This is a genomic window from Pseudoxanthomonas dokdonensis (genome assembly GCF_001431405.1).
Taxonomy (GTDB): domain Bacteria; phylum Pseudomonadota; class Gammaproteobacteria; order Xanthomonadales; family Xanthomonadaceae; genus Pseudoxanthomonas_A; species Pseudoxanthomonas_A dokdonensis.
In genome coordinates this window covers 1-19,626 of sequence record NZ_LDJL01000007.1, presented here as the reverse complement: position 1 = coordinate 19,626, position 19,626 = coordinate 1, and the positions used below count along the sequence as shown (strand labels likewise).

At 65.6% G+C, this 19,626-nt stretch carries 17 protein-coding genes and 1 pseudogene; 2 read left to right on the top strand and 16 right to left on the bottom strand.

All coding sequences use genetic code 11. The features are described 5' to 3' along the window. Positions 1-32: 32 nt before the first annotated feature. Positions 33-983, bottom strand: coding sequence for a peptidoglycan DD-metalloendopeptidase family protein (locus tag ABB29_RS06830; protein ID WP_057657878.1), 951 nt, complete (start codon positions 981-983; stop codon positions 33-35). A gap of 8 nt (positions 984-991) precedes the next feature. Between ABB29_RS06830 and ABB29_RS16090 the strand changes: the two genes are divergently transcribed. Further along, positions 992-1,471, top strand: coding sequence for a DciA family protein (locus tag ABB29_RS16090; protein ID WP_083487597.1), 480 nt, complete (start codon positions 992-994; stop codon positions 1,469-1,471). A 203-nt stretch (positions 1,472-1,674) separates the two neighbouring features. Here ABB29_RS16090 and lpxC read toward each other — a convergent pair whose 3' ends face one another. The 15 genes and pseudogenes from lpxC to mraZ all read right to left on the bottom strand — a co-directional run bounded on the left by lpxC (position 1,675) and on the right by mraZ (position 18,538). Beyond that, entirely contained in the window at positions 1,675-2,589 is a 915-nt protein-coding gene (gene lpxC / locus ABB29_RS06825; RefSeq protein ID WP_057657877.1) for a UDP-3-O-acyl-N-acetylglucosamine deacetylase, read from the bottom strand. Positions 2,590-2,821: 232 nt separating this feature from the next. Next, on the bottom strand, positions 2,822-4,072 hold the full coding sequence (gene ftsZ / locus ABB29_RS06820; RefSeq protein ID WP_057657876.1) for a cell division protein FtsZ: 1,251 nt from the start codon (positions 4,070-4,072) through the stop codon (positions 2,822-2,824). Positions 4,073-4,220: 148 nt separating this feature from the next. After that, on the bottom strand, positions 4,221-5,456 hold the full coding sequence (gene ftsA, locus ABB29_RS06815; RefSeq protein ID WP_057657875.1) for a cell division protein FtsA: 1,236 nt from the start codon (positions 5,454-5,456) through the stop codon (positions 4,221-4,223). Continuing rightward, positions 5,453-6,226: a cell division protein FtsQ/DivIB gene (locus tag ABB29_RS06810; protein ID WP_057657874.1), complete on the bottom strand. Its 774-nt coding sequence runs from the start codon at positions 6,224-6,226 to the stop codon at positions 5,453-5,455. The genes ftsA and ABB29_RS06810 overlap by 4 nt, the downstream gene beginning before the upstream one ends. Beyond that, positions 6,223-7,191, bottom strand: a complete 969-nt coding sequence (locus ABB29_RS06805; RefSeq protein ID WP_057657873.1) for a D-alanine--D-alanine ligase — start codon at positions 7,189-7,191, stop codon at positions 6,223-6,225. The genes ABB29_RS06810 and ABB29_RS06805 overlap by 4 nt, the downstream gene beginning before the upstream one ends. Further along, positions 7,188-8,639, bottom strand: a complete 1,452-nt coding sequence (murC, locus tag ABB29_RS06800; protein WP_057658123.1) for a UDP-N-acetylmuramate--L-alanine ligase — start codon at positions 8,637-8,639, stop codon at positions 7,188-7,190. The genes ABB29_RS06805 and murC overlap by 4 nt, the downstream gene beginning before the upstream one ends. Positions 8,640-8,659: 20 nt before the next feature. After that, positions 8,660-9,745: pseudogene (gene murG / locus ABB29_RS06795) on the bottom strand (undecaprenyldiphospho-muramoylpentapeptide beta-N-acetylglucosaminyltransferase); the annotation flags it as partial. Next, a complete protein-coding gene (gene ftsW, locus ABB29_RS06790; RefSeq protein ID WP_057657872.1) occupies positions 9,742-11,058 on the bottom strand; it encodes a putative lipid II flippase FtsW in 1,317 nt (438 codons plus the stop codon). The gene ftsW and the pseudogene murG, both read right to left, overlap by 4 nt. Continuing rightward, a complete protein-coding gene (mraY, locus tag ABB29_RS06785) occupies positions 11,058-12,143 on the bottom strand; it encodes a phospho-N-acetylmuramoyl-pentapeptide-transferase (protein ID WP_057657871.1) in 1,086 nt (361 codons plus the stop codon). The genes ftsW and mraY overlap by 1 nt, the downstream gene beginning before the upstream one ends. Next, positions 12,133-13,500, bottom strand: a complete 1,368-nt coding sequence (locus tag ABB29_RS06780) for a UDP-N-acetylmuramoyl-tripeptide--D-alanyl-D-alanine ligase (protein WP_057657870.1) — start codon at positions 13,498-13,500, stop codon at positions 12,133-12,135. The genes mraY and ABB29_RS06780 overlap by 11 nt, the downstream gene beginning before the upstream one ends. Then, positions 13,497-14,987, bottom strand: a complete 1,491-nt coding sequence (locus ABB29_RS06775) for a UDP-N-acetylmuramoyl-L-alanyl-D-glutamate--2,6-diaminopimelate ligase (RefSeq protein WP_057657869.1) — start codon at positions 14,985-14,987, stop codon at positions 13,497-13,499. The genes ABB29_RS06780 and ABB29_RS06775 overlap by 4 nt, the downstream gene beginning before the upstream one ends. Continuing rightward, entirely contained in the window at positions 14,984-16,864 is a 1,881-nt protein-coding gene (locus ABB29_RS06770; protein WP_057657868.1) for a peptidoglycan D,D-transpeptidase FtsI family protein, read from the bottom strand. The genes ABB29_RS06775 and ABB29_RS06770 overlap by 4 nt, the downstream gene beginning before the upstream one ends. Further along, a complete protein-coding gene (ftsL, locus tag ABB29_RS06765; RefSeq protein ID WP_057657867.1) occupies positions 16,861-17,124 on the bottom strand; it encodes a cell division protein FtsL in 264 nt (87 codons plus the stop codon). Before ftsL ends, ABB29_RS06770 begins: the two co-directional genes overlap by 4 nt. Next, a complete protein-coding gene (gene rsmH, locus ABB29_RS06760) occupies positions 17,121-18,095 on the bottom strand; it encodes a 16S rRNA (cytosine(1402)-N(4))-methyltransferase RsmH (RefSeq protein WP_281177428.1) in 975 nt (324 codons plus the stop codon). Before rsmH ends, ftsL begins: the two co-directional genes overlap by 4 nt. Next, entirely contained in the window at positions 18,092-18,538 is a 447-nt protein-coding gene (gene mraZ / locus ABB29_RS06755) for a division/cell wall cluster transcriptional repressor MraZ (protein ID WP_057657865.1), read from the bottom strand. Before mraZ ends, rsmH begins: the two co-directional genes overlap by 4 nt. 318 nt (positions 18,539-18,856) lie before the next feature. Here mraZ and ABB29_RS06750 point away from each other — a divergent pair. After that, positions 18,857-19,626, top strand: a 770-nt coding sequence (locus tag ABB29_RS06750; protein ID WP_057657864.1) for an NRDE family protein, incomplete at its 3' end; no start/stop codon positions are given.

The window sequence follows — 19,626 nt, the reverse complement described above, 5'->3', positions numbered from 1 at the left end:
CCAGCAGGTAGTGATACCGCCGATGCTGCAACTCAACCGCGCTTGGCCGCCTTGACCGGAGTCGGGCCGGTGCCGAGGAACTTGCGCGGATTGACCACGCGGCCATGTTCCCAGACTTCGAAATGCACATGGGCCCCGGTCGAGCGGCCAGTCGAACCGGCCTTGGCCACCTGCTGGCCGGCATGCACCAGATCGCCGGGCTTGACCACCAGCTTTGAGTTGTGGGCGTAGCGAGTCACGTAACCGTTGCCGTGGTCGACTTCGACCACGTTGCCGTAACCGCCACGGACGCCGGCATAACTGACTACGCCATCGGCCACAGCCAGTACCGGGTCACCGACGCGGGCGTGGAAATCGATGCCCTTGTGATTGGCCGCACCGCCACTGAACGGATCGGCACGACCGCCGAAGCCGGAGGTGATGTAGCTGTTGGCGATCGGCATCCGCGAAGGTGTCGCGTTCTGGTCCAGCGCGCGATTGAACAGCAGCGCTTCCAGCACCGACAGCTGCTGGCCGGAAGCATCCAGCTGCGCCGACATCTTGCCGATGCCAGCGTCCAGATCGGCCGGCGACATGTCGTGGGCGATTTCGTCACCGCCAACGCCGACCGGTTCGTCGAAATTGAACTCGCCGTCCTGCAGCTGGCCGACCCGGGTCAGCCGCTCGCCCAGCGCATTCAGCCGGTTGGCCTGTGCCTGCAGCTCGGCCAGGCGCGCGGCCATGGCGTTGATTTCCTGCTGCGCGCCGCGCTGCACTTCCGCCAGCTGGGTCTTCTGCTGCTGCACGTCACTGCGCAGCATCGAGACTTCGGCCAGCCCTACTGCACTGCGGCCGCCGGCACCCAGCAGCAGGCCGGTGGCCAGAACCACACCCAGGCTGGTCAATGGTCGATGATGGAGGGCGTCGCCGGCCAACTGCGTGCTGCGTTGCAGCTTTTTCGCCAGCCAGGCGTGTGAATTGTTTACGATGTTTTGAAAGGTCATAAATACCGATGTCTGATTCGAAGTCCAAACCGCGCCGCGCTGGCATTCCACGGATGGCCCTGGAGGCCGCCATGACACCTGCCGCGTCTGACCCGGTGCGCCGGGCCATGTGGCTCGACGCGCTGGAACAACAACTTCGCCCCTGTATTCCTCCCGCCCTTTCCCCACATTGCCGGTTGGCCAACGTGGCGGGCGAACGGATCGTTTTTCTCGTCGATTCCCCGGTGTGGAAAGCGAAACTCCGCCTGGCCGCACCCGAACTCCTCAACGCTGCCCGATCCATCGGACTCACGGTCACCGAAGTCACCGTGAAAATCACGACCGCACCTCTGCAGGCCGGTCGACCAGCCAGAAGTACGGAAAAGCCTGTTTCGGAAGTCGCACGCAAAGCGCTGGCGGCTGCCCTTGCATCCCTGACCCAACCCCCTTCCCTGGATCGGGGAACCACTCCTGGCAGTCACCGCGACGGAGAAGAAGACAACCCCTGACGCGCGAACCTCAGGCATGGTACTGGCGTCGGCCCGACCAATCGTTAGGCAAACGTTAAATATTAGTTAAGGCGAGAGCCCGGCAGAAGGCGGGGTTCACAGATCTGAAAACATCCGGCGTCAGCCGGCGAGCGCATCAGCCGTTCAGCTGGGCTGGATATCCGGCATTGACCCGCGGCGTTGACCCGGCCGCCGGCAGGCAATCAATGCGCCAGCAGCGGCGAGCCATAGCTCACGGGCGCCGGCTGGCTCTGGCCTTCAAAGGTGACCAGTTCCCAGGTCTCGGGCTGGGCCATCAACGCACGCACCAGCTTGTTGTTGAGCGCATGGCCGGATTTGTAGCCTTCGTAGGCGCCCAGGATCGGATGCCCGGCCAGATACAGATCGCCGATGGCGTCGAGGATCTTGTGACGCACGAATTCATCGGCGTAGCGCAGGCCGTCTTCGTTCAGGACCCGGAATTCGTCCAGCACGATGGCATTGTCCATCGAACCGCCGAGGCCCAGATTGAGGTCACGCATGTATTCCAGATCCCGCATGAAGCCGAACGTGCGCGCACGCGAGACTTCCTTGATGTAGGTCGCGGTGGAGAACTCGACCTCGGCCCGCGATTGCGAATCGGGAATCATCGGATGGTCGAACTTGACCGTGAACCCGACCCGGAAGCCGTCATGGGGCGTGAAGCCGGCGACCTTGTCGCCTTCACTGACCTGGATCGGCTTGAGGATGCGGATGAAACGCTTGGCCGCGTCCTGTTCGACGATGCCCGCCGACTGCAGCAGGAATACGAACGGTCCGGCCGAACCATCCATGATCGGCAGCTCGGCCGATGACAGTTCGACGTAGATGTTGTCGATGCCCAGGCCGGCCAATGCCGACATCAGATGCTCGACCGTCTGCACCTTGGCACCATCGCAGGTCAGCCCGGTGCACAGCGTGGTTTCGGTGACCAGTTCGGCGGCGCCGACGAATTCGACCACCGGATCCAGATCCACGCGACGGAACACCACGCCGGTATCGACCGGGGCCGGGCGCAAGGTCATGTAAACCTTCTCGCCGCTGTGCAGCCCCACGCCGGTAGCGCGCATGACGTTTTTCAGTGTGCGTTGTCGGACCATGGATGGGATGGGGAAACCGGCGGCGGGAACCTGCAAGGGGACGGAGAATAACACGCGTTTTGCTGAATCTTAACGGAAGCTTGCACGCCTCCCGGTGCTGCAAGTCCCTGAAAAAGCTGCCGGGCCGGACAAGCCCGGCAGCCAAGGACAGGACAACGGTGCTGCTCGCGCACAGCCGGTGCGCGTTTTGCCGGCGCCCGGGTCAGCGGGCGGCCGGCGTACTGCTGTCTGCTCAGTCCGCCTGGCGGCGCAGGAACGCCGGGATGTCCAGGTAGTCGCTGGGCAGTTCCGCCGCCGGAGTGGCGTTGCTGCTGTTGCTGGAGCTGGCCGGGGCGGTGGATGCCGCGGCATGACGGCGCAGGCCCAGGCCACCGACCGCTTCGGCAATCGGGTTGACCGGGGTCGAGATTGCATCGTCGATCGGCAACCCGGTGGTGGCATCACGCACCAGCTTGATCGGCGCGCGCATCGGCTCGCGCTGGCTGCCACCCAGATCGCCACGCACCGGGGCGCGGACGCTGGCGCGGTTGAGGCCGGTGGCGACCACGGTGACCCGCACTTCGTCCTTCATGTCCGGGTCCAGCACGGTGCCGACCACCACGGTGGCGTCTTCCGAAGCAAAGCCTTCGATGGTGCGGCCGACTTCGTCGAACTCGGACATGGTGAAGTCCGGACCGGCGGTGATGTTGACCAGGATGCCGTTGGCACCGGCCAGGTTGACGTCGTCCAGCAGGGGGTTCTGGATGGCGCCTTCGGCGGCGGCCTGGGCACGGTCGTCGCCACGGGCGCTGCCGCTGCCCATCATCGCCAGGCCCATCTCGCTCATCACCGTGCGCACGTCGGCGAAGTCGACGTTGATCAGGCCCGGGCGCACGATCAGATCGGCAATACCCTGGACCGCGCCCAGCAGCACGTCATTGGCGGCGCGGAACGCCTGGATCATGGTGGCGTTGCGGCCGAGCACGGTGATCAGTTTTTCGTTGGGAATGGTGATCAGCGAATCGCAGTGCGCCGACAGTTCCTCGATGCCTTTCAGTGCCACCTGCATGCGGCGACGGCCTTCGAACGGGAACGGCTTGGTCACCACGGCCACGGTCAGGATGCCCATTTCCTTGGCCAGCTGGGCCACCACCGGTGCCGCACCAGTACCGGTACCACCGCCCATGCCGGCGGTGATGAAGACCATGTCGGCACCTTCAAGGGCCTCGATGATGCGGTCGCGATCTTCCAGCGCGGCCTGGCGGCCGACTTCGGGATTGGCGCCTGCGCCCAGGCCCTTGGTGACGTTGCCACCCAGCTGCAACTGCAGCTTGGCGCCGCAGTTCTTGATCGCCTGGCTGTCGGTGTTGGCGGTGACGAACTCAACGCCATCGACGCTGCTGCTGACCATGTGCGCGACTGCATTGCCGCCGCCGCCGCCGACGCCGATGACCTTGATCACTGCGTTCGGAGCCATCTTTTCTACCAGTTCAAAATGTGCCATGTCCGTTGTCCTCGTTATTTAATTATGTTGGTTACCGCACTACTGCTTGCCTGCCTGCTCTACTGCCCTACTGCCCGCCTGCCCTGCATCGATCCACCATCGCTTCCTGCGCGAGGCGTTTGCCACTTGTTGCTGTTACTGCCTGCCATCAAAACTCGCCGCGATACCAGTTCTTCAATTTCTTGAAGAAACTCCCCGCCTTGCCGGTCGGCAGCGACGGCCGGCGCGGGTGTTCAATCTGACTGCCCATCAACAACAGGCCGACGCCGGTCGCATGGACCGGATTGCCGACCACTTCGCCGAGGCCGGTGACGTGCTGCGGGATGCCGACGCGAACCGGCATCTGCAGCATTTCCTCGGCCAGTTCGACCACCCCTTCCATCTTCGAGGCGCCACCGGTCAGCACCATGCCGGCGCGGACCAGTTCCTCGAAACCGGAACGGCGCAGCTCGGCCTGGACCATTTCGAAAATTTCCTCGTAGCGTCCCTGCACCGCCTGCGCCAGTGAATGGCGCGGCATCCGCCGCGGCGGACGGTCGCCGACGCTCGGTACCTGGATGCTTTCCTCGGCGGTCGCCAGCTGCGCCAGCGCGCACGCGTAGCGCACCTTGATCTGCTCGGCCTCCGGGGTCGGCGTGCGCAGCATGTGGGCGATGTCGTTGGTGACGTGGTCGCCGGCAATCGGCAGCGATGCGGTGTGGCAGATCGCGCCCTGCACGAACACCGCCAGATCGGTGGTGCCTGCGCCCATGTCGACCAGCACCACGCCCAGTTCGCGCTCGTCGCTGGTCAGCACGGCGACGCTGGAGGCCAGTGATGACAGGATCAGGTCATCGATCTGCAGGCCGCAGCGCTGCACGCACTTGCTGATGTTGGCGGCGGCCGACTGCGCGCACACCACCAGGTGCGCATGCACCTCCAGGCGCACGCCGGTCATGCCGACCGGATTGCGGATGCCCTCCTGCGAATCGTCGAGCACGTACTCCCGCGGAATCGCATGCAGGATGCGCTGGTCGGCCGGAATTGCCACTGCCTTGGCCGCTTCCAGCACCCGGTCCAGATCCCCCCAGGTCACTTCACCGTCGCGGATAGGCACGATGCCGGGCGAATTCTTGCACTGCACGTGGTTGCCGGAAATCGAGGCATACACCGAGCGGATCTCGCAACCGGCCATCAGTTCGGCTTCCTCGACCGCACGCTGGATCGACTGCACCGTCGATTCGATGTCCACGACCACGCCGCGCTTGAGCCCGCGCGATTCGTGCGAGCCGATGCCGATGACTTCAATCGGGCTGCCCGGTGAATACTCACCGACCAACGCGGTCACCTTGGAGGTGCCGATATCGAGCCCGACGATCAGCGATTTATCGCCCTTGCGATTCATGTGTTTTTCCGTGTGATGCCTGCCCCGGCGACGGCCGGTGCATACAGGTTTGTAAGAGGGGCCGGCTGCACGACGGGGTCACCCCACGACAGCGCGAAGCCGTTGGTGTAGCGCAGGTCGGCGCGTTGCAGCCATTGCGCCTGCTTGTCGAGCAGCTGCGGCAACATCCGGGCGAAGCGGGTCAGCCGCGGACGGGCATCGTTGCGGCCGACAATCACCTCGGTGCCGTTGTCCAGCTGCAGCGTCCAGCTGCCGCGTGCATCCATCACCAGGCTGTCGACATCCAGGCCCATCGGCGCGAACAGCTGGCGGGATTCGTTGTAGAGGCTGACCACCGCCTGCACCTGCGAGTCGGGACCACCGAGCTGCGGCAGGCTCAGCGCGTCCAGATCCTTCGGCACCGGGAACAGGCTGCCCTGTTCGGACAACAGGCGATCCTTGCCCCAGCGCGCGAACGGCTTGTGTTCGATCACCTGCACTTCCATCACGTCCGGCCAGCGCTTGCGGACTTCGGCTTTCTCCACCCACGGCAGTTTTTCGATCGCATCCTGCGCGTCCTGCAGGCGCACCGCGAAGAAGCCGCGTTGCGCATACGGCAACAGCACCGCGCGCAGCCTGTCGGTATCCACGCGCTTGAACTCGCCCTGCACGCGCAGCCGCGACAACGGCCAGCGCTCGGTGCCGATCCAGCCGTTGACCACCGCCACCACCGGCAATGCCACCAGGGCAAGGGCCAGCAACCAGGCGAAGATGCGCAGCACCGCGTTCATCCGTGGCGGACCTCCGGCAGCGTGGTTTCCAGGATCCGCCAGCACAGGTGCTGGAAGTCGATGCCGGCCTGGGCCGCGGACTTGGGTACCAGCGAATGGCTGGTCATGCCCGGGGCGGTGTTGACTTCGAGCAGGTGGAACGCGCCCGTGGCGCGGTCACGCATCACATCGACCCGGCCCCAGCCACGGCAACCGGCAGCGCGGAATGCGGCCAGCGCCAGGCGGCCGATTTCATCCTCGTCGACGCCTTCCAGGCCAGGACACAGGTACTGGGTGTCATCGGCGACGTATTTGGCGTGATAGTCGTACCACTGCCCCTTCGGCACGATCCGGATCGACGGCAGCGCGACATCACCAAGGATGGCCACGGTCAGTTCATCGCCTTCAATCAACTGCTCCATCAGCAGTTCGCCTTCGTAGCGTGCGGCCAGGGCCAGCGCGGCATCCAGGTCGGCTTCGCCATGGACCCGGGTGACGCCGACACTGGAACCTTCGCAGGATGGCTTGACGATCACCGGCAGGCCCAGCTCACGGGCGCCGGCATGGACGTCGGCACCGCGCTGCAGGCGCAGGTAGCGCGGCGTCGGCAGGCCCATCGACAGCCACACCTGCTTGGTCCGGATCTTGTCCATGCTCAAGGCCGAGCCGAGCACGTCCGAGCCGGTGTAAGGCGTACCGAAGGCTTCCATCAGGCCCTGCACCACGCCATCCTCGCCACCGCCCTTCTGGCCGTGGAGGATGTTGAACACGCGGTCGAAGCGACGCTGCACCAGTGCCTCGGCCAGTGCCGGGATGCCATCCACGGCGGTCGCATCGATGCCGCGCGCACGCAGTGCTTCGAGCACGTTGCGGCCCGAATCACGCGAGACTTCCGCTTCGCTGGAGGTGCCGCCCAGCAGCACCGCGACCCGGCCAAAGGCCTGCGGGTCGGTGATGCGCGGTGGCGGGAACGAGTACGCTTTCATTCGTTTGGCTTTCCTTCGAATCCCTTGCTTGCCAGTTGCTGCGGCACCTGGCCGATGTCACCGGCGCCCATCAGCAACAACAGGTCGCCGTCCTGCAATACGTCCGGCAACACGCTGGCCAGTTCCGCGACCTGGCTGACCACCACCGGCTCATTGCGGCCGCGGGCGCGGATGGCGCGTGCCAGTGCCTTGGCGTCGGCGCCGGCAATCGGCGCTTCGCCGGCCGGGTAGACCTCGCTCAGGACCAGCGCGTCGACATCCGCCAGCACCGCCGCGAACGCATCGAACTGATCGCGGGTACGGCTGTAGCGATGTGGCTGGAATGCCACCACCAGGCGTTTTTCCGGCCAACCGCCACGCGCGGCGGCGAACACCGCGGCCAGTTCGCGCGGGTGATGGCCGTAGTCGTCGACCACGCGTACGTGGCCGCCAGCGGGCAACGCCACTTCGCCCAGATCGTTGAAACGACGACCAATGCCTTCGAATTTTTCCAGTGCCGTGGCGATCGCTTCCGGGGCCACGCCCAGCTGCCAGCCGACCGCGGCGGCCGCCAATGCGTTCTGCACGTTGTGGCGGCCCGGCAGGGCCAGCGTGATCGGCAGGCTGACGTCTTCCGGCAGGCGCAGGGTGAAATGCATCCGACCGCCCTGCTGGCTGACGTTTTCCGCGCGCACGTCGGCATTGTCGGCGAAGCCGTAGCTCATCACGTGGCGCGGGGTCGTGCTGGCCAGCGCGGCGACCTCGGGGTCATCAATGCACAACACCGCCAGTCCATAGAACGGCAGCCGCTGCATGAACTCGGCGAAGGCTTCCTTGACCCGTTCGAAATCGTTGTCGTAGTTCTCCAGGTGATCGGCATCGATATTGGTGACGATCGCCACCAGCGGATTCAGGCGCAGGAAGCTGCCGTCGCTTTCATCGGCTTCGGCGACCAGCCATTGACCGTCGCCCAGCTTGGCGTTGGCACCGGCCGCCAGCAGCTGGCCACCGATGACGAAGGTCGGGTCGAGCCCGGCTTCGCTGAGCACGGCCGCGGTCAGGCTGGTGGTGGTGGTCTTGCCATGGGTGCCGGCCACCGCGATGCCGCGGCGGAAGCGCATCAGCTCGGCCAGCATCGCCGCCCGCGGCACGATCGGAATGCGCTGCGAACGCGCTTCCATCAGCTCCGGATTGTCGTGCTTGATCGCACTGGACACGACCACGCAGTCGGTGCCGAGCACGTTGGCGGCGTTGTGGCCGCGCATGACCCGTGCACCGAGCGACGCCAGCCGGCGGGTGGCGGCCGAATCGGCGTTGTCGGAACCGGAAACTTCGTAGCCCAGCGTGCACAGCACTTCGGCGATGCCGCTCATGCCGGAGCCACCGATGCCGACAAAATGCACGCGGCGGAATTCATTGGCCAGGTTGCCGGTATGGCGCAGTCGGCGTTCGCGGGCGGCGGCCATCATCATGCCCGGTCCTTCATGGTTGATTCCTCAAGAATGATGTCGGCGATGCGCTCGGCGGCATCGGGCTTGGCCAGCGAACGGGCGGCACGCGCCATCGCCAGGCGCTTTTCGGGATGCGCGGCCATGTCGGCCAGCACGCCGCGCAGGCGCTCATCGAGAAAGTCGTCCTGCTTCAGCAGCACCGCCGCGTCGCTGGCGATCAGGTATTGCGCATTGCGGGTCTGGTGATCATCGACCGCCTGCGGGAACGGCACCAGCACGCTGCCGATGCCGACCGCGCACAACTCGGCCAGGGTCGAAGCGCCAGCGCGGCAGACCACCAGATCGGCCCACGCATAGGCCTGGGCCATGTCGGCGATGAAAGGCTCGACGCGGCCTTCGATATTCGCCTGCTGGTAAGCCTGCTGGGTCTCGGCGAGCATTTTCTCGCCACACTGGTGGCGTACTTCAATCACGCCCGGATCGGCCAGTCCGGCCAATGCCTGCGGCACCGCCAGGTTCAGCGCGCGTGCGCCCTGGCTGCCACCCAGCACCAGCAGGTGCAGGCGTTCACTGTGTTCTTCGAGCGGCTGCAGGCGTTCCTGCGGCGATGGCAGGGCGGCGATTTCGCCGCGCACCGGATTGCCGACGCATTCTTCGTGCTCGGCAAAGCTGCCCGGGAAACCGGTCAGGATGCGGCGTGCGAAACGCGCCAGCACCCGGTTGGTGAAACCCGGAGCGCGGTTCTGTTCGTGCACCAGCAGCGGCTTGCCCAGCAGCCTGGCGGCCACGCCACCGGGGCCGGCGGCGAAGCCACCGAAGCTGATCACCGCACGCGGTCGCTGCCGGCGCAGCACCGAGACCGCGGCGACGATGGCGCGCAGCACCCGCCACGGCGCAGCGAGCAGTGCCAGCTTGCCTTTGCCGCGCAGACCGGAAATGGCGATGGTGTCCAGTTCGATGCCATGCGGCGGCACCAGCCGGGTTTCCATTGCGTTGCTGGCACCCAGCCACACCACCGGCACGTCGCGCGCACGCAGCACCTTGGCCACAGCCAGCGCCGGGAAGATGTGGCCGCCGGTGCCACCGGCCAGGATCATCACCGGACGGGATGCCGACGCGCTCATGCCAGCCTCTCGAAAGTCGGTTCGACCCGTGCCTGCAGGCGGCTGGTGCCGCGCAGGCTGCGGGCGATACCGGCGGAGCTGACGCTGGCCACCGGCGCCGCTTCGGCGGCCGGTGCGCTCGACTCGACGGGCGCCTGCAGGGTTTCCCCACGCAGGGCGACCTGGCGCTGGGTACGTTCGAGCTCATACGACACGCGCAGCAGCAGGCCCAATGCCATGCAGGTCATCAGCACGCTGGAACCGCCAGACGAAATCAACGGCAGGGTCAGTCCCTTGGTCGGCAGCATGCCCAGGTTGACCCCCATCGAAACAAAGCTCTGCATGCCGATCCACAAGGCCACACCGAAGGCGACGTAGCCGGCGAAGTGACGGCGCAGTTCGACGCAGCGCAGGCCAATCTGGAACGCGCGTCCGACCAGCAGCGCATACAGGCCGACCACCAGGCAGACGCCGACGAAACCAAGTTCCTCGCCGATCACCGAGAAGATGAAGTCGGTATGCGCTTCGGGCAGATAGCTCAGCTTCTGCACTGATCCACCAAGTCCTACGCCGGACAACTCGCCACGCCCCAGCGCCATCAGCGCGTTGCTGAGCTGATAGCCGGAACCGAGCTGGTCCTTCCACGGATCCACGAACGAGGTGATGCGGCGCAGGCGATATGGTTCGAGGATGGCGACGAAGGCGAAGATCGGCAGGCCGAACACAATCGGCATCGACATCCGCGGCAGGTTGACCCCACCCAGCACCAGCATGCCGGCGGTGATCGCCAGGATCAGCGTCGACGAACCGAAGTCCGGCTGCAACAGCAGCATGCCGACCAGCAGGACGGCTACACCCAGTGGCTTGAGCATGGCCGGCCAGGTAGCGTTGACTTCATCGCGGAAGCGGACCAGGTAACTGGCCAGCCAGACGATGTACAGCACCTTGACCGCTTCCACCGCCTGGAAGCGCGACACGCCCAGGTTGACCCAGCGGCGCGCGCCATTGACGCTGACGCCAAGTACCGGCACGAACACCAGCGCCAGCAGCACGAAGCAACCGAGCAGCAGCCACTGGTTGTAGCGCTCGACCGTTTTCAGTTCGGTGCGCATCATCCAGTACGCCAGTCCCAGGCCCATCAGCAGGAACACGACGTGGCGGCTGAGGAAATAGAACGGGCTGCTGCTGAGCGCGATCGAACTCGACGCGACCATCACCACGCCCAGGCAGGCCAGCGCCAGCGAGGCACCCAGCAACCAGGGGTCGAAACGACCGCCGATGGCTTCCAGGCGGGTCGCCTGGCTGGGGGTATGCGAGGACGCGAAGTCGTTCATCAGCGCACCTTCAACGTTGCCAGGCCGATCAGCACCAGCACCACCGAGATGATCCAGAAGCGCACGATCACGCGTGGCTCCGGCCAGCCCTTGAGTTCGAAGTGGTGATGGATCGGCGCCATCCGGAACACCCGCTTGCCGGTCAGCTTGAACGAGGCGACCTGGATCATCACCGACAGGGTTTCGATGACGAAGATGCCGCCCATGATCACCAGCACCAGTTCCTGGCGCACGATCACCGCGATGGTGCCCAGCACCGCGCCCAGCGCCAGCGCGCCGATGTCTCCCATGAACACCATTGCCGGATAGGTGTTGAACCAGAGGAAGCCCAGGCCCGCGCCGGCAATCGCCGCGCAGATGATGACCAGTTCGCCGGCTCCGGGAATCTGCGGAATCTGCAGGTAGCTGGAGAACACCGCATTGCCCGAGGCATAGGCGAACACGCCCAGCGCGCAGGCCACCAGCACGGTCGGCATGATCGCCAGGCCGTCCAGACCATCAGTCAGATTGACCGCGTTGGAAAAGCCGACAATCCAGAAGTACGCCAGGGCGACGAAGCTGAAACCGACCAGTGGCAGCGCGATCGCCTTGAACATCGGGATGTAGAAGGTGGTCGCCGCCGGCACGTCGGCGCTGTAGAACAGGAACAGGCCCGCCGCCAATCCGAAGATCGACTGCAGCAGGTATTTCCAGCGCGACTTCAGGCCGTTCGGATCGCGGCGCACGATCTTGATCCAGTCGTCGTACCAGCCAATCGCGCCGAAGCACAGCATGACCGCCAGCACCAGCCACACGTAACGGTTGCGCAGGTCGCCCCACAGCAGCACCGACAGCAGCACCGTCAACAGGATCAGCGCGCCGCCCATGGTGGGCGTGCCGGCCTTGGAGAAGTGGCTCTGCGGACCGTCCTGGCGGATCGGCTGGCCACCCTTGAACTGGGCCAGCCGGCGGATCAGCGCCGGACCCAGCCACAGCGACAGGAACAACGACGTCAACGCCGCCAGGATGCCGCGGAAGGTCAGATAACCGAACAGCCCGAACAGGCTTTCCAGTTGCTGCAGCCAGCGGGTCAGTTCAAGCAGCATGGTGTTTGTTCTCCTTCTCCGCCAGCAGCGCGGCGACGATGCGGTCCATGGCGCTGCCACGGGAACCCTTGACCAGGCAACGCACGCCGGCATGCAGATCCGCGCGCAGCGCCTGGCTCAATGATTGATGGCTGTCGAACACCTGGCCGCCTTCGCCAAATGCCTGGGCCGCGTGTGCGCTCAATTCGCCCAGCGCATACAGCCTGCGTAAGCCAGCGGCCTTGGCCTGGCGTCCGGCTTCCGCGTGCAGGGCGATGGCGTCATCGCCCAGCTCGCGCATGTCACCCAGTACCAGCCATGCCTCGGCCCCGCTGCTGGCGAGGGTGCCAATGGCGGCCTGCAGCGAACCCGGATTGGCGTTGTAGCTGTCGTCGACCAGCACCGCGCCATTGGCCAGCCGATGCGCGATCTGGCGACCGGGCACCGGTTGCGCGGCGGCCAGGCCCTCGGCAATGGTGACCAGCGAAACTCCGCAGGCCATCGCCACCGCGGCGGCGGCCAATGCATTCAGCACACTGTGCCGGCCCGGCAGCTGCAGGTTCACCACGCTCTCGCCCTGCGGCGTGACCAGGGTGAACCGCGATCCGGCATGGTCGAGTTCGATGTCGCGCGCACTGACGTCGGCGCTGGCATCCAGGGCAAAGCGGACGATGCGACGCTCGCCAGCCATGTCGGCGAAGAACTCGCCAAAGGCATCGTCGGCGTTGATGATCGCCACGCCCTTGTCGCCCAGTGCCTGATAGATGGCGCCCTTGGTGGTCGCCACGCCGAGCAGGCTGCCCATGCGCTCCAGATGCGCGGCGGCCACGTTGTTCACCAGTGCCACGTCGGGGTTGACGATGTCGGTCAGGTAACGGATGTCGCCGGGCTTCCCAGCGCCCATCTCGTAGATGCAGAAATCGGCATCCTCGGGGGCGTCAATCACCGCCAGCGGCAGGCCGATTTCGTTGTTGCGATTGCCCGGGTTGGCATAGGTCACGCCGGCCCGCTGCAGGATCGACAGCACCAGTGTCTTGACGCTGGTCTTGCCATTGCTGCCGGTGATCGCGACCACCTTGGCCTGGTTCTCCAGCTGGATGGCGGTGGCGATGCGCGCCAGTGCCAGCTCGCTGTTGGCGACAACGATCTGTGGCAGCTCGACCGCGACCGGATGTTCCACCAGCAATGCGCTGGCGCCGCGCATGGCAGCGTCGTAGGCAAAGTCGTGACCGTCGAAGCGGTCTCCGCGCAGGGCGACGTACAGACTGCCGGGCATCAAGGCACGGGTATCCTGGGTCAGTGCGCCGACCACGGCATCGTCACCGTGCAGCTCGCCTTCGGCCCAGTGCGCCAGCAGTGACAGTGGCAACCTTTTCATGCCTGCTCCTGCCGTTGTTGCGGTCGCGTTGCCTCGAGCGCTTCGCGGGCCACGGCGGTATCGTCGAATGGATGGCGCACGCCCATGATTTCCTGGTAAGGCTCGTGGCCCTTGCCCGCGATCAACACGATGTCGTTGGCCTGCGCGATGCCGATGGCGTGCTGGATCGCACGCTGGCGGTCACGCATGACCTCGACCGCGGCGCTGTCGCTGAAACCGGCAAGGATGTCGGCGACGATGGCGTCACCATCTTCATTGCGCGGATTGTCGTCGGTGACGATCACGCGGTCGGCCAGCCGCTGGGACAACGCGGCCATCTGCGGCCGCTTGCCGACATCGCGCTCGCCGCCGCAGCCGAACACACAGATGACCTGGCCGTGGGCGTGATCACGCAGGCTGGCCAGCGCCTGTTCCAGCGCGTCCGGGGTATGGGCGTAGTCGATGACCACCAGTGGCAGGCTACCGTCGCCGCCGAGGCGATTCATCCGGCCGGGGATCGGTTGCAGCCGCGACAGCGTACGGGCGATTTCCAGCAGCGGTTCGCCGAGCGCATGCAGCGTGCCGGCCACGGCCAGCAGATTGTCAACGTTGAAACGACCGAGCAGGCGCGACTGCACCGGATGGCTTTCGCCTTCGGCGGTCAACTGCATGCCAATGCCCGAGGCATCCAGCTGCAACGCGTCGGCACGCAGGTCGGCTTGCGCCTGACCGCGCGAACTGACCCCGATTTTGCGCGGGCCCTGCACCTGTTGGTACAGGCGCCGACCGTAGTCATCATCCAGGTTGATCACCGCGGCTGACAGTTCCGGCCATGCCAGCAGCTTGGCCTTGGCCGCGCCGTAGCTTTCCATGTCACCGTGGTAGTCGAGGTGATCGCGGGTCAGATTGGTGAACACACCGATATCGAAGTGCACCGCATCGACCCGGCCCTGATCCAGGGCGTGCGAGCTGACTTCCATCGCCACCGCCTTGGCGCCGGCGTCGCGCAACTGCGCCAGCAAGGCATGCATCTGCAGCACCAGCGGGGTGGTGAAACCGGTGTGGCGGATCTCGCCGTACATGCCGGCGCCGAGCGTGCCGATGGTGCCGCAGCGGGTGCCGCGGATATGCCAGGCCTGCGACAGCAGTTGCACGGTCGAGGTCTTGCCATTGGTGCCGGTGACACCGACCACGGTCATGTCGCGCGATGGGTAGGCATGGAAACGGTCGGCCATCGCGCCCATGCGTGCACGCAGGCCTGGCACCGCGATCGCGTCGGCCGGCGCCGGCAGATCCGCCGGTGCCGGTGGCTCGAACAGGATCGCACTGGCGCCCTGCCGGCGTGCCTGGTCAACGAAGCCCAGGCCATGCGCGCCAAATCCGGCGATGGCGACAAAGGCGTCGCCGGCTTCGATCTGGCGACTGTCCTGGACCAGTCCACGCACGACGATGCCACGCGGCACGTCCACGTCGGGCAGCAGTTCGGCAAGCGACATCATCCGCCTCATTGCTTCACCGCCAGTCGTGGCGCGCTGATGTTGACCGGCCGCGAGACGGCAACGGTTTCCTCGTCGTCGCCTTCGTCAATCGGTTCCGGCAATGCGGCCGGCTGCGGTTGCGCCGGTACCTTGGCCGGGGCATGGGCCGGTTGGCTGGCAGCATGTTTCCTGTCGGCGGCGGCCTGCGCGGCCAGCCAGGTTTCGATGTCGTCCGGCGGCACGTCCATCAAGCGCAGCGCGCCTTCCATGACGTTGTGGAACACCGGCGCGGCGACCGCGCCGCCGTAAATCGAATTCTGCGGATCATTGATGACCACGACGGTGGCAAAGCGCGGGTGTTCGGCCGGTACCAGCCCGGCAAACAGCGAGATGTAGCGGCGCGAATAGCCACCACCGCTGGCCTGGCGCGCGGTGCCGGTCTTGCCGGCGACGTTGTAGCCGAGGATCGCCGCCTGGGTGGCGGTGCCGCCCGGACGGGTAACGGTTTCCATCATCCGCACCACTTCGTGGGCGATGTCCGGCGACACCACCTGCTGGCCTTCGTTGAGCTGGCCCTTGACGAAGGTCGGCGGGATCAGCAGGCCGTTGTTGCCGAGCGCGGCATACGCCTGCGCGATCTGCAACGGCGTCGCCGACAGGCCATAACCGTAGGCCATCGTCGCCTTCTGCAGGCCATTCCAGCGAGCCGGCGGCATCAACACGCCAGAGGATTCACCGGGAAAACCACTGCCCGGCGCGCGGCCGTAGCCGAAGCTGCGGATCGACTCGTAGAAATAGTCGTTGGGCAGCTTCTCTGAAATCTTCACCGAGCCGATGTTGGAACTCTTGGTGATGATGCCGGTGACCGTCAGCGCACCGTAGTTGCGGTGGTCGCGAATGGTGTACTTGCCCAGCCCGAGATAGCCGGGCGAGGTATTGATGACGGTGTCCGGGGTGACCACGCCGGCCTTGAGCGCGGTGGCAACGGTCAGCGGCTTCATCGTCGAACCCGGTTCGACCACGTCGGTCACCGCGCGGTTGCGATGGGCGTCGGGCTTGCCGAGGTTGGCCGCGTTGGGATTGAAGGTCGGCAGGTTGGCCATCGCCAGCACTTCGCCGGTGGCGACGTCCAGCACCACGATCGAAGCGCTGGCGGCGCCGTTGACGACCATCGCGTTCTTCAGCTCACGATAGGCCAGGAACTGGATCCGGCGATCGATGCTGAGGGTCAGGTCCTTGCCCGGCTGCGCCGACCGCACCAGGTCGACGTTCTCGACGATCCGGCCACGGTTGTCACGGATGACCTTCTTGGCGCCGGGCTTGCCGCGCAGCCATTCGTCGAAGGTCAGTTCCAGTCCTTCCTGGCCGCGGTCATCGATGTTGGTGAAGCCGAGGATGTGCGCCATCGCTTCGCCCTGCGGGTAGAAGCGACGGAACTCGCGCTGCGAGAACACCCCGGGGATCTTGTGGTCGAGGATGGCGCGTGCTTCGTCCGGGTTGATCCGGCGCTTGAGGTACAGGAACTCCTTGTCGGCACGCTGCGACAGGCGATTGGTCAGGTGGTCGACCGGCACCCCCAGCAGCTTGGCCAGTTCCGGCAGGCGCTCGGGGTACTTCAGCAGTTCCTGCGGATTGCCCCAGACCGACTCTACCGGCGAGGACACCGCCACCGGCTCGCCATTGCGGTCGGTGATCATGCCGCGCGAGGTCGGAATCGGAATTTCGCGCAGGAAGCGCGCATCGCCCTGGCGCTGGTAGAAGTCCTTGTCGATCAGCTGTACATAGGCGGCACGACCGACCAGGGTGACCGAGCACAAGCCGAGCGCGCCCAGCACCAGCGCCAGCCGGCCGCGCAGGTTGAAGCGTGCGCGGTTGCGGTTCTTGATCGGGTTGCTGCGCGTGTTCATGGCTGGATCACCACCACGTCGCTGGCTTCGGGGAACTTCATTCCCAGCCGGGTCCGCGCGATCGCGTCGATGCGATTGCTTTCGGCCACCGTCGCCTGCTCCAGCTGCAGGCGGCCGAATTCAATGTTCAGTTCGTCGCGGGTTTTTTCCAGCCGCGCCAGTTCGATGAACGATTGCCGGTGCAGATGGCGTGCATAGACCACGCCGATCGCCGTGCCGACGTTGGCCAGCAGCAACACCACCAGCAACAGCCGGCTCATGCCACCACCTCCAGCTTTTCGGCCACCCGCAGCACCGCGCTGCGCGCGCGCGGATTGCTGGCGGTTTCCTCCGGCTCGGCGCGCTGGGCGCCGCCGATGGCCTTCAGCGCCGGCACGAAGCTGGTGTCCTCGGGCAGCCGGCGGTTGCCGGGCGGGGCCTTGGCGTGGCTGCTGATGAAACGTTTGACGATGCGGTCTTCCAGCGAATGGAAGCTGATCACCGCCAGTCGTCCACCGGGCTTCAGGCGCGCCAGCGCCGCGTCCAGTCCGGCTTCCAGATCCGCCAGCTCGCGATTGATGTGGATGCGGATGCCCTGGAAGCTGCGGGTAGCCGGGTTGATGTCGTGTTTCTTGCCGCGCGGCACCACCGAGGCAATCAGCTCGGCCAGCTGCGCGGTGCGGGTCAGGGCCTGTTCCTGGCGACGGGCGACGATGGCGCGGGCGATGCGCCGGCTCATGCGTTCTTCGCCGTAGGTCCACAACACGTCGGCAATCTCGCCCTCGTCGGCACTGGCCAGCCATTGCGCCGCGCTCTGGCCGCTGTCCGGATCCATGCGCATGTCCAGCGGGCCGTCCTTGCCGAAGCTGAAACCACGCTCGGCCACGTCCAGTTGCGGCGATGAAACCCCCAGATCCAGCAGGATGCCGTCCAGTCCGGCGGCGGTCTGCTGCCAACGAGCGAGGTCGGCAAAGCTGCCACGATGAATGGCCACCCGCGTATCGCCTGCGAACATCTGTCCGGCATGCGTGATCGCTTCGGGATCCTTGTCCATCAGCAGTAGCCGACCTCCCGGGCCCAGTTGCTGCAACACGCCGCGCGCGTGACCTCCACGCCCGAACGTGCCATCCAGGTAGCATCCGTTCGCCTTCACCTGCAGCCCTTCCATGACCTGCGCATACATCACCGGCAAATGCAGCGGGGGAAGGTGACCGGCCGGCGCGGACTGCCGCGTGCCGTCACCCTGCCTCACAATCTCAACTCGAGCATTTGCGCGCTCAGATCCTCGTCAGTCAGGGTCTGACGGATCTGCGCGTGATGCGCCTGCTCGCTCCACAGTTCGAATTTCCCGCCCATCCCCAGCAGCACCGCTTTCTTCTCGATGCCCACCGCGCTGCGCATGCTGGCCGGCACGCTGATGCGGCCGTTGCCGTCCAGCTCGACCGGGGTTGCCGCGCCCACCAGCTTGAGCTGCATGGCGCGATGCGCGCGCTGGGTGCTTGGCAGCTTGTTGACCTCGTCGCGCACCCGCTGCCATTCGCGTTCCGGGTACAGGTACAGGCAACCGCTCTCGAACGGGTTGTAGGTAATCACCAGCCGGTTGTCGCACTCACGCACGACGAGCTCGCGATAAGCGGTGGGCACCGCTAACCGGCCCTTGTCGTCAACTGTGATGGCGGTCTCACCCTGGAACACTGGCGGCTACATCCTGCAATCTGCTTCGAGCGGTAATTGAACCACGAAAAACCACGAAAAACCGGGTTTCCCCTCGGATACCCACCTTAGCACCGCGCATAAGGTTGTCAACAGGCAAATAAGAGGAAAATCATTCGAAGTATCAACAAGTTGCAACGAACTTCAGAGACTTGTTCAAGGCTTATCCACAAGTTGCTGTTTCGTCTCAATATTTGAGATTGAGGCGTCGTTAAGCGGTGTGAGCGAACCTTCACACTCTCTCAAGCTTAGGTGAGACGGAAGCAGTCAGTGATGGTGGTCACGGTGCACAATTGCGCAATGTGTCTGCTCGCTTTCGCCCACCAACACCACCCGCGCTGGCGTTTCCTGTTGGCCGGCAACCGCGACGAGTTCCATGAACGGCCGACCGCCGCGCTGGCGGAATGGGCTGATCGTCCGGCTCTGGTAGCCGGCCGCGACCTGCGTTCGGGCGGCACCTGGGCGGGCGTTGATGCACACGGCCGGGTCGCGGTGGTCACCAACGTCCGCGACCCCTCGATTGCGCTGGCCGCTGCGCCCAGTCGGGGCGGACTGCCGGTGGACTTCCTGGCTGGCGGCAACGATGCCGACACGCACGCACGGGAACTGCTGGAGCGGGCCTCGGCCTATGCCCCGTTCAACCTGATCCTGGCCGATGCAGGTGCTTGCCGGTTTGTCAGCAACCACCCGCGGCCCCGGCAAAGGCCAGTCCTGCCGGGTGTGCATGCGCTGTCGAATGGCGATCTGGATGAGCCCTGGCCGAAAACCCGCCAGCTGCGGGCACGAATGAATGCCTGGATTGAAGCCGGTGACGAAGATGTAACTCCGTTGTGGCAGGCGCTGGCCGATGAAACCACCGCCAGCGATCGGGATCTGCCCAGCACCGGCGTCAGCCTTGAATGGGAACGCATGCTGTCACCGGCATTCATCCGCAGCCGCGACTACGGCACCCGCACCAGCACCTTGATTGCCATCGACCAGCAAGGCCACGGCTGGATCGCCGAACGCCGGTTTGGTCCGGATGGCGTGTTCGAGGGCGAGACGAGGCTGGAGATAGCGCCCCCCAGTCG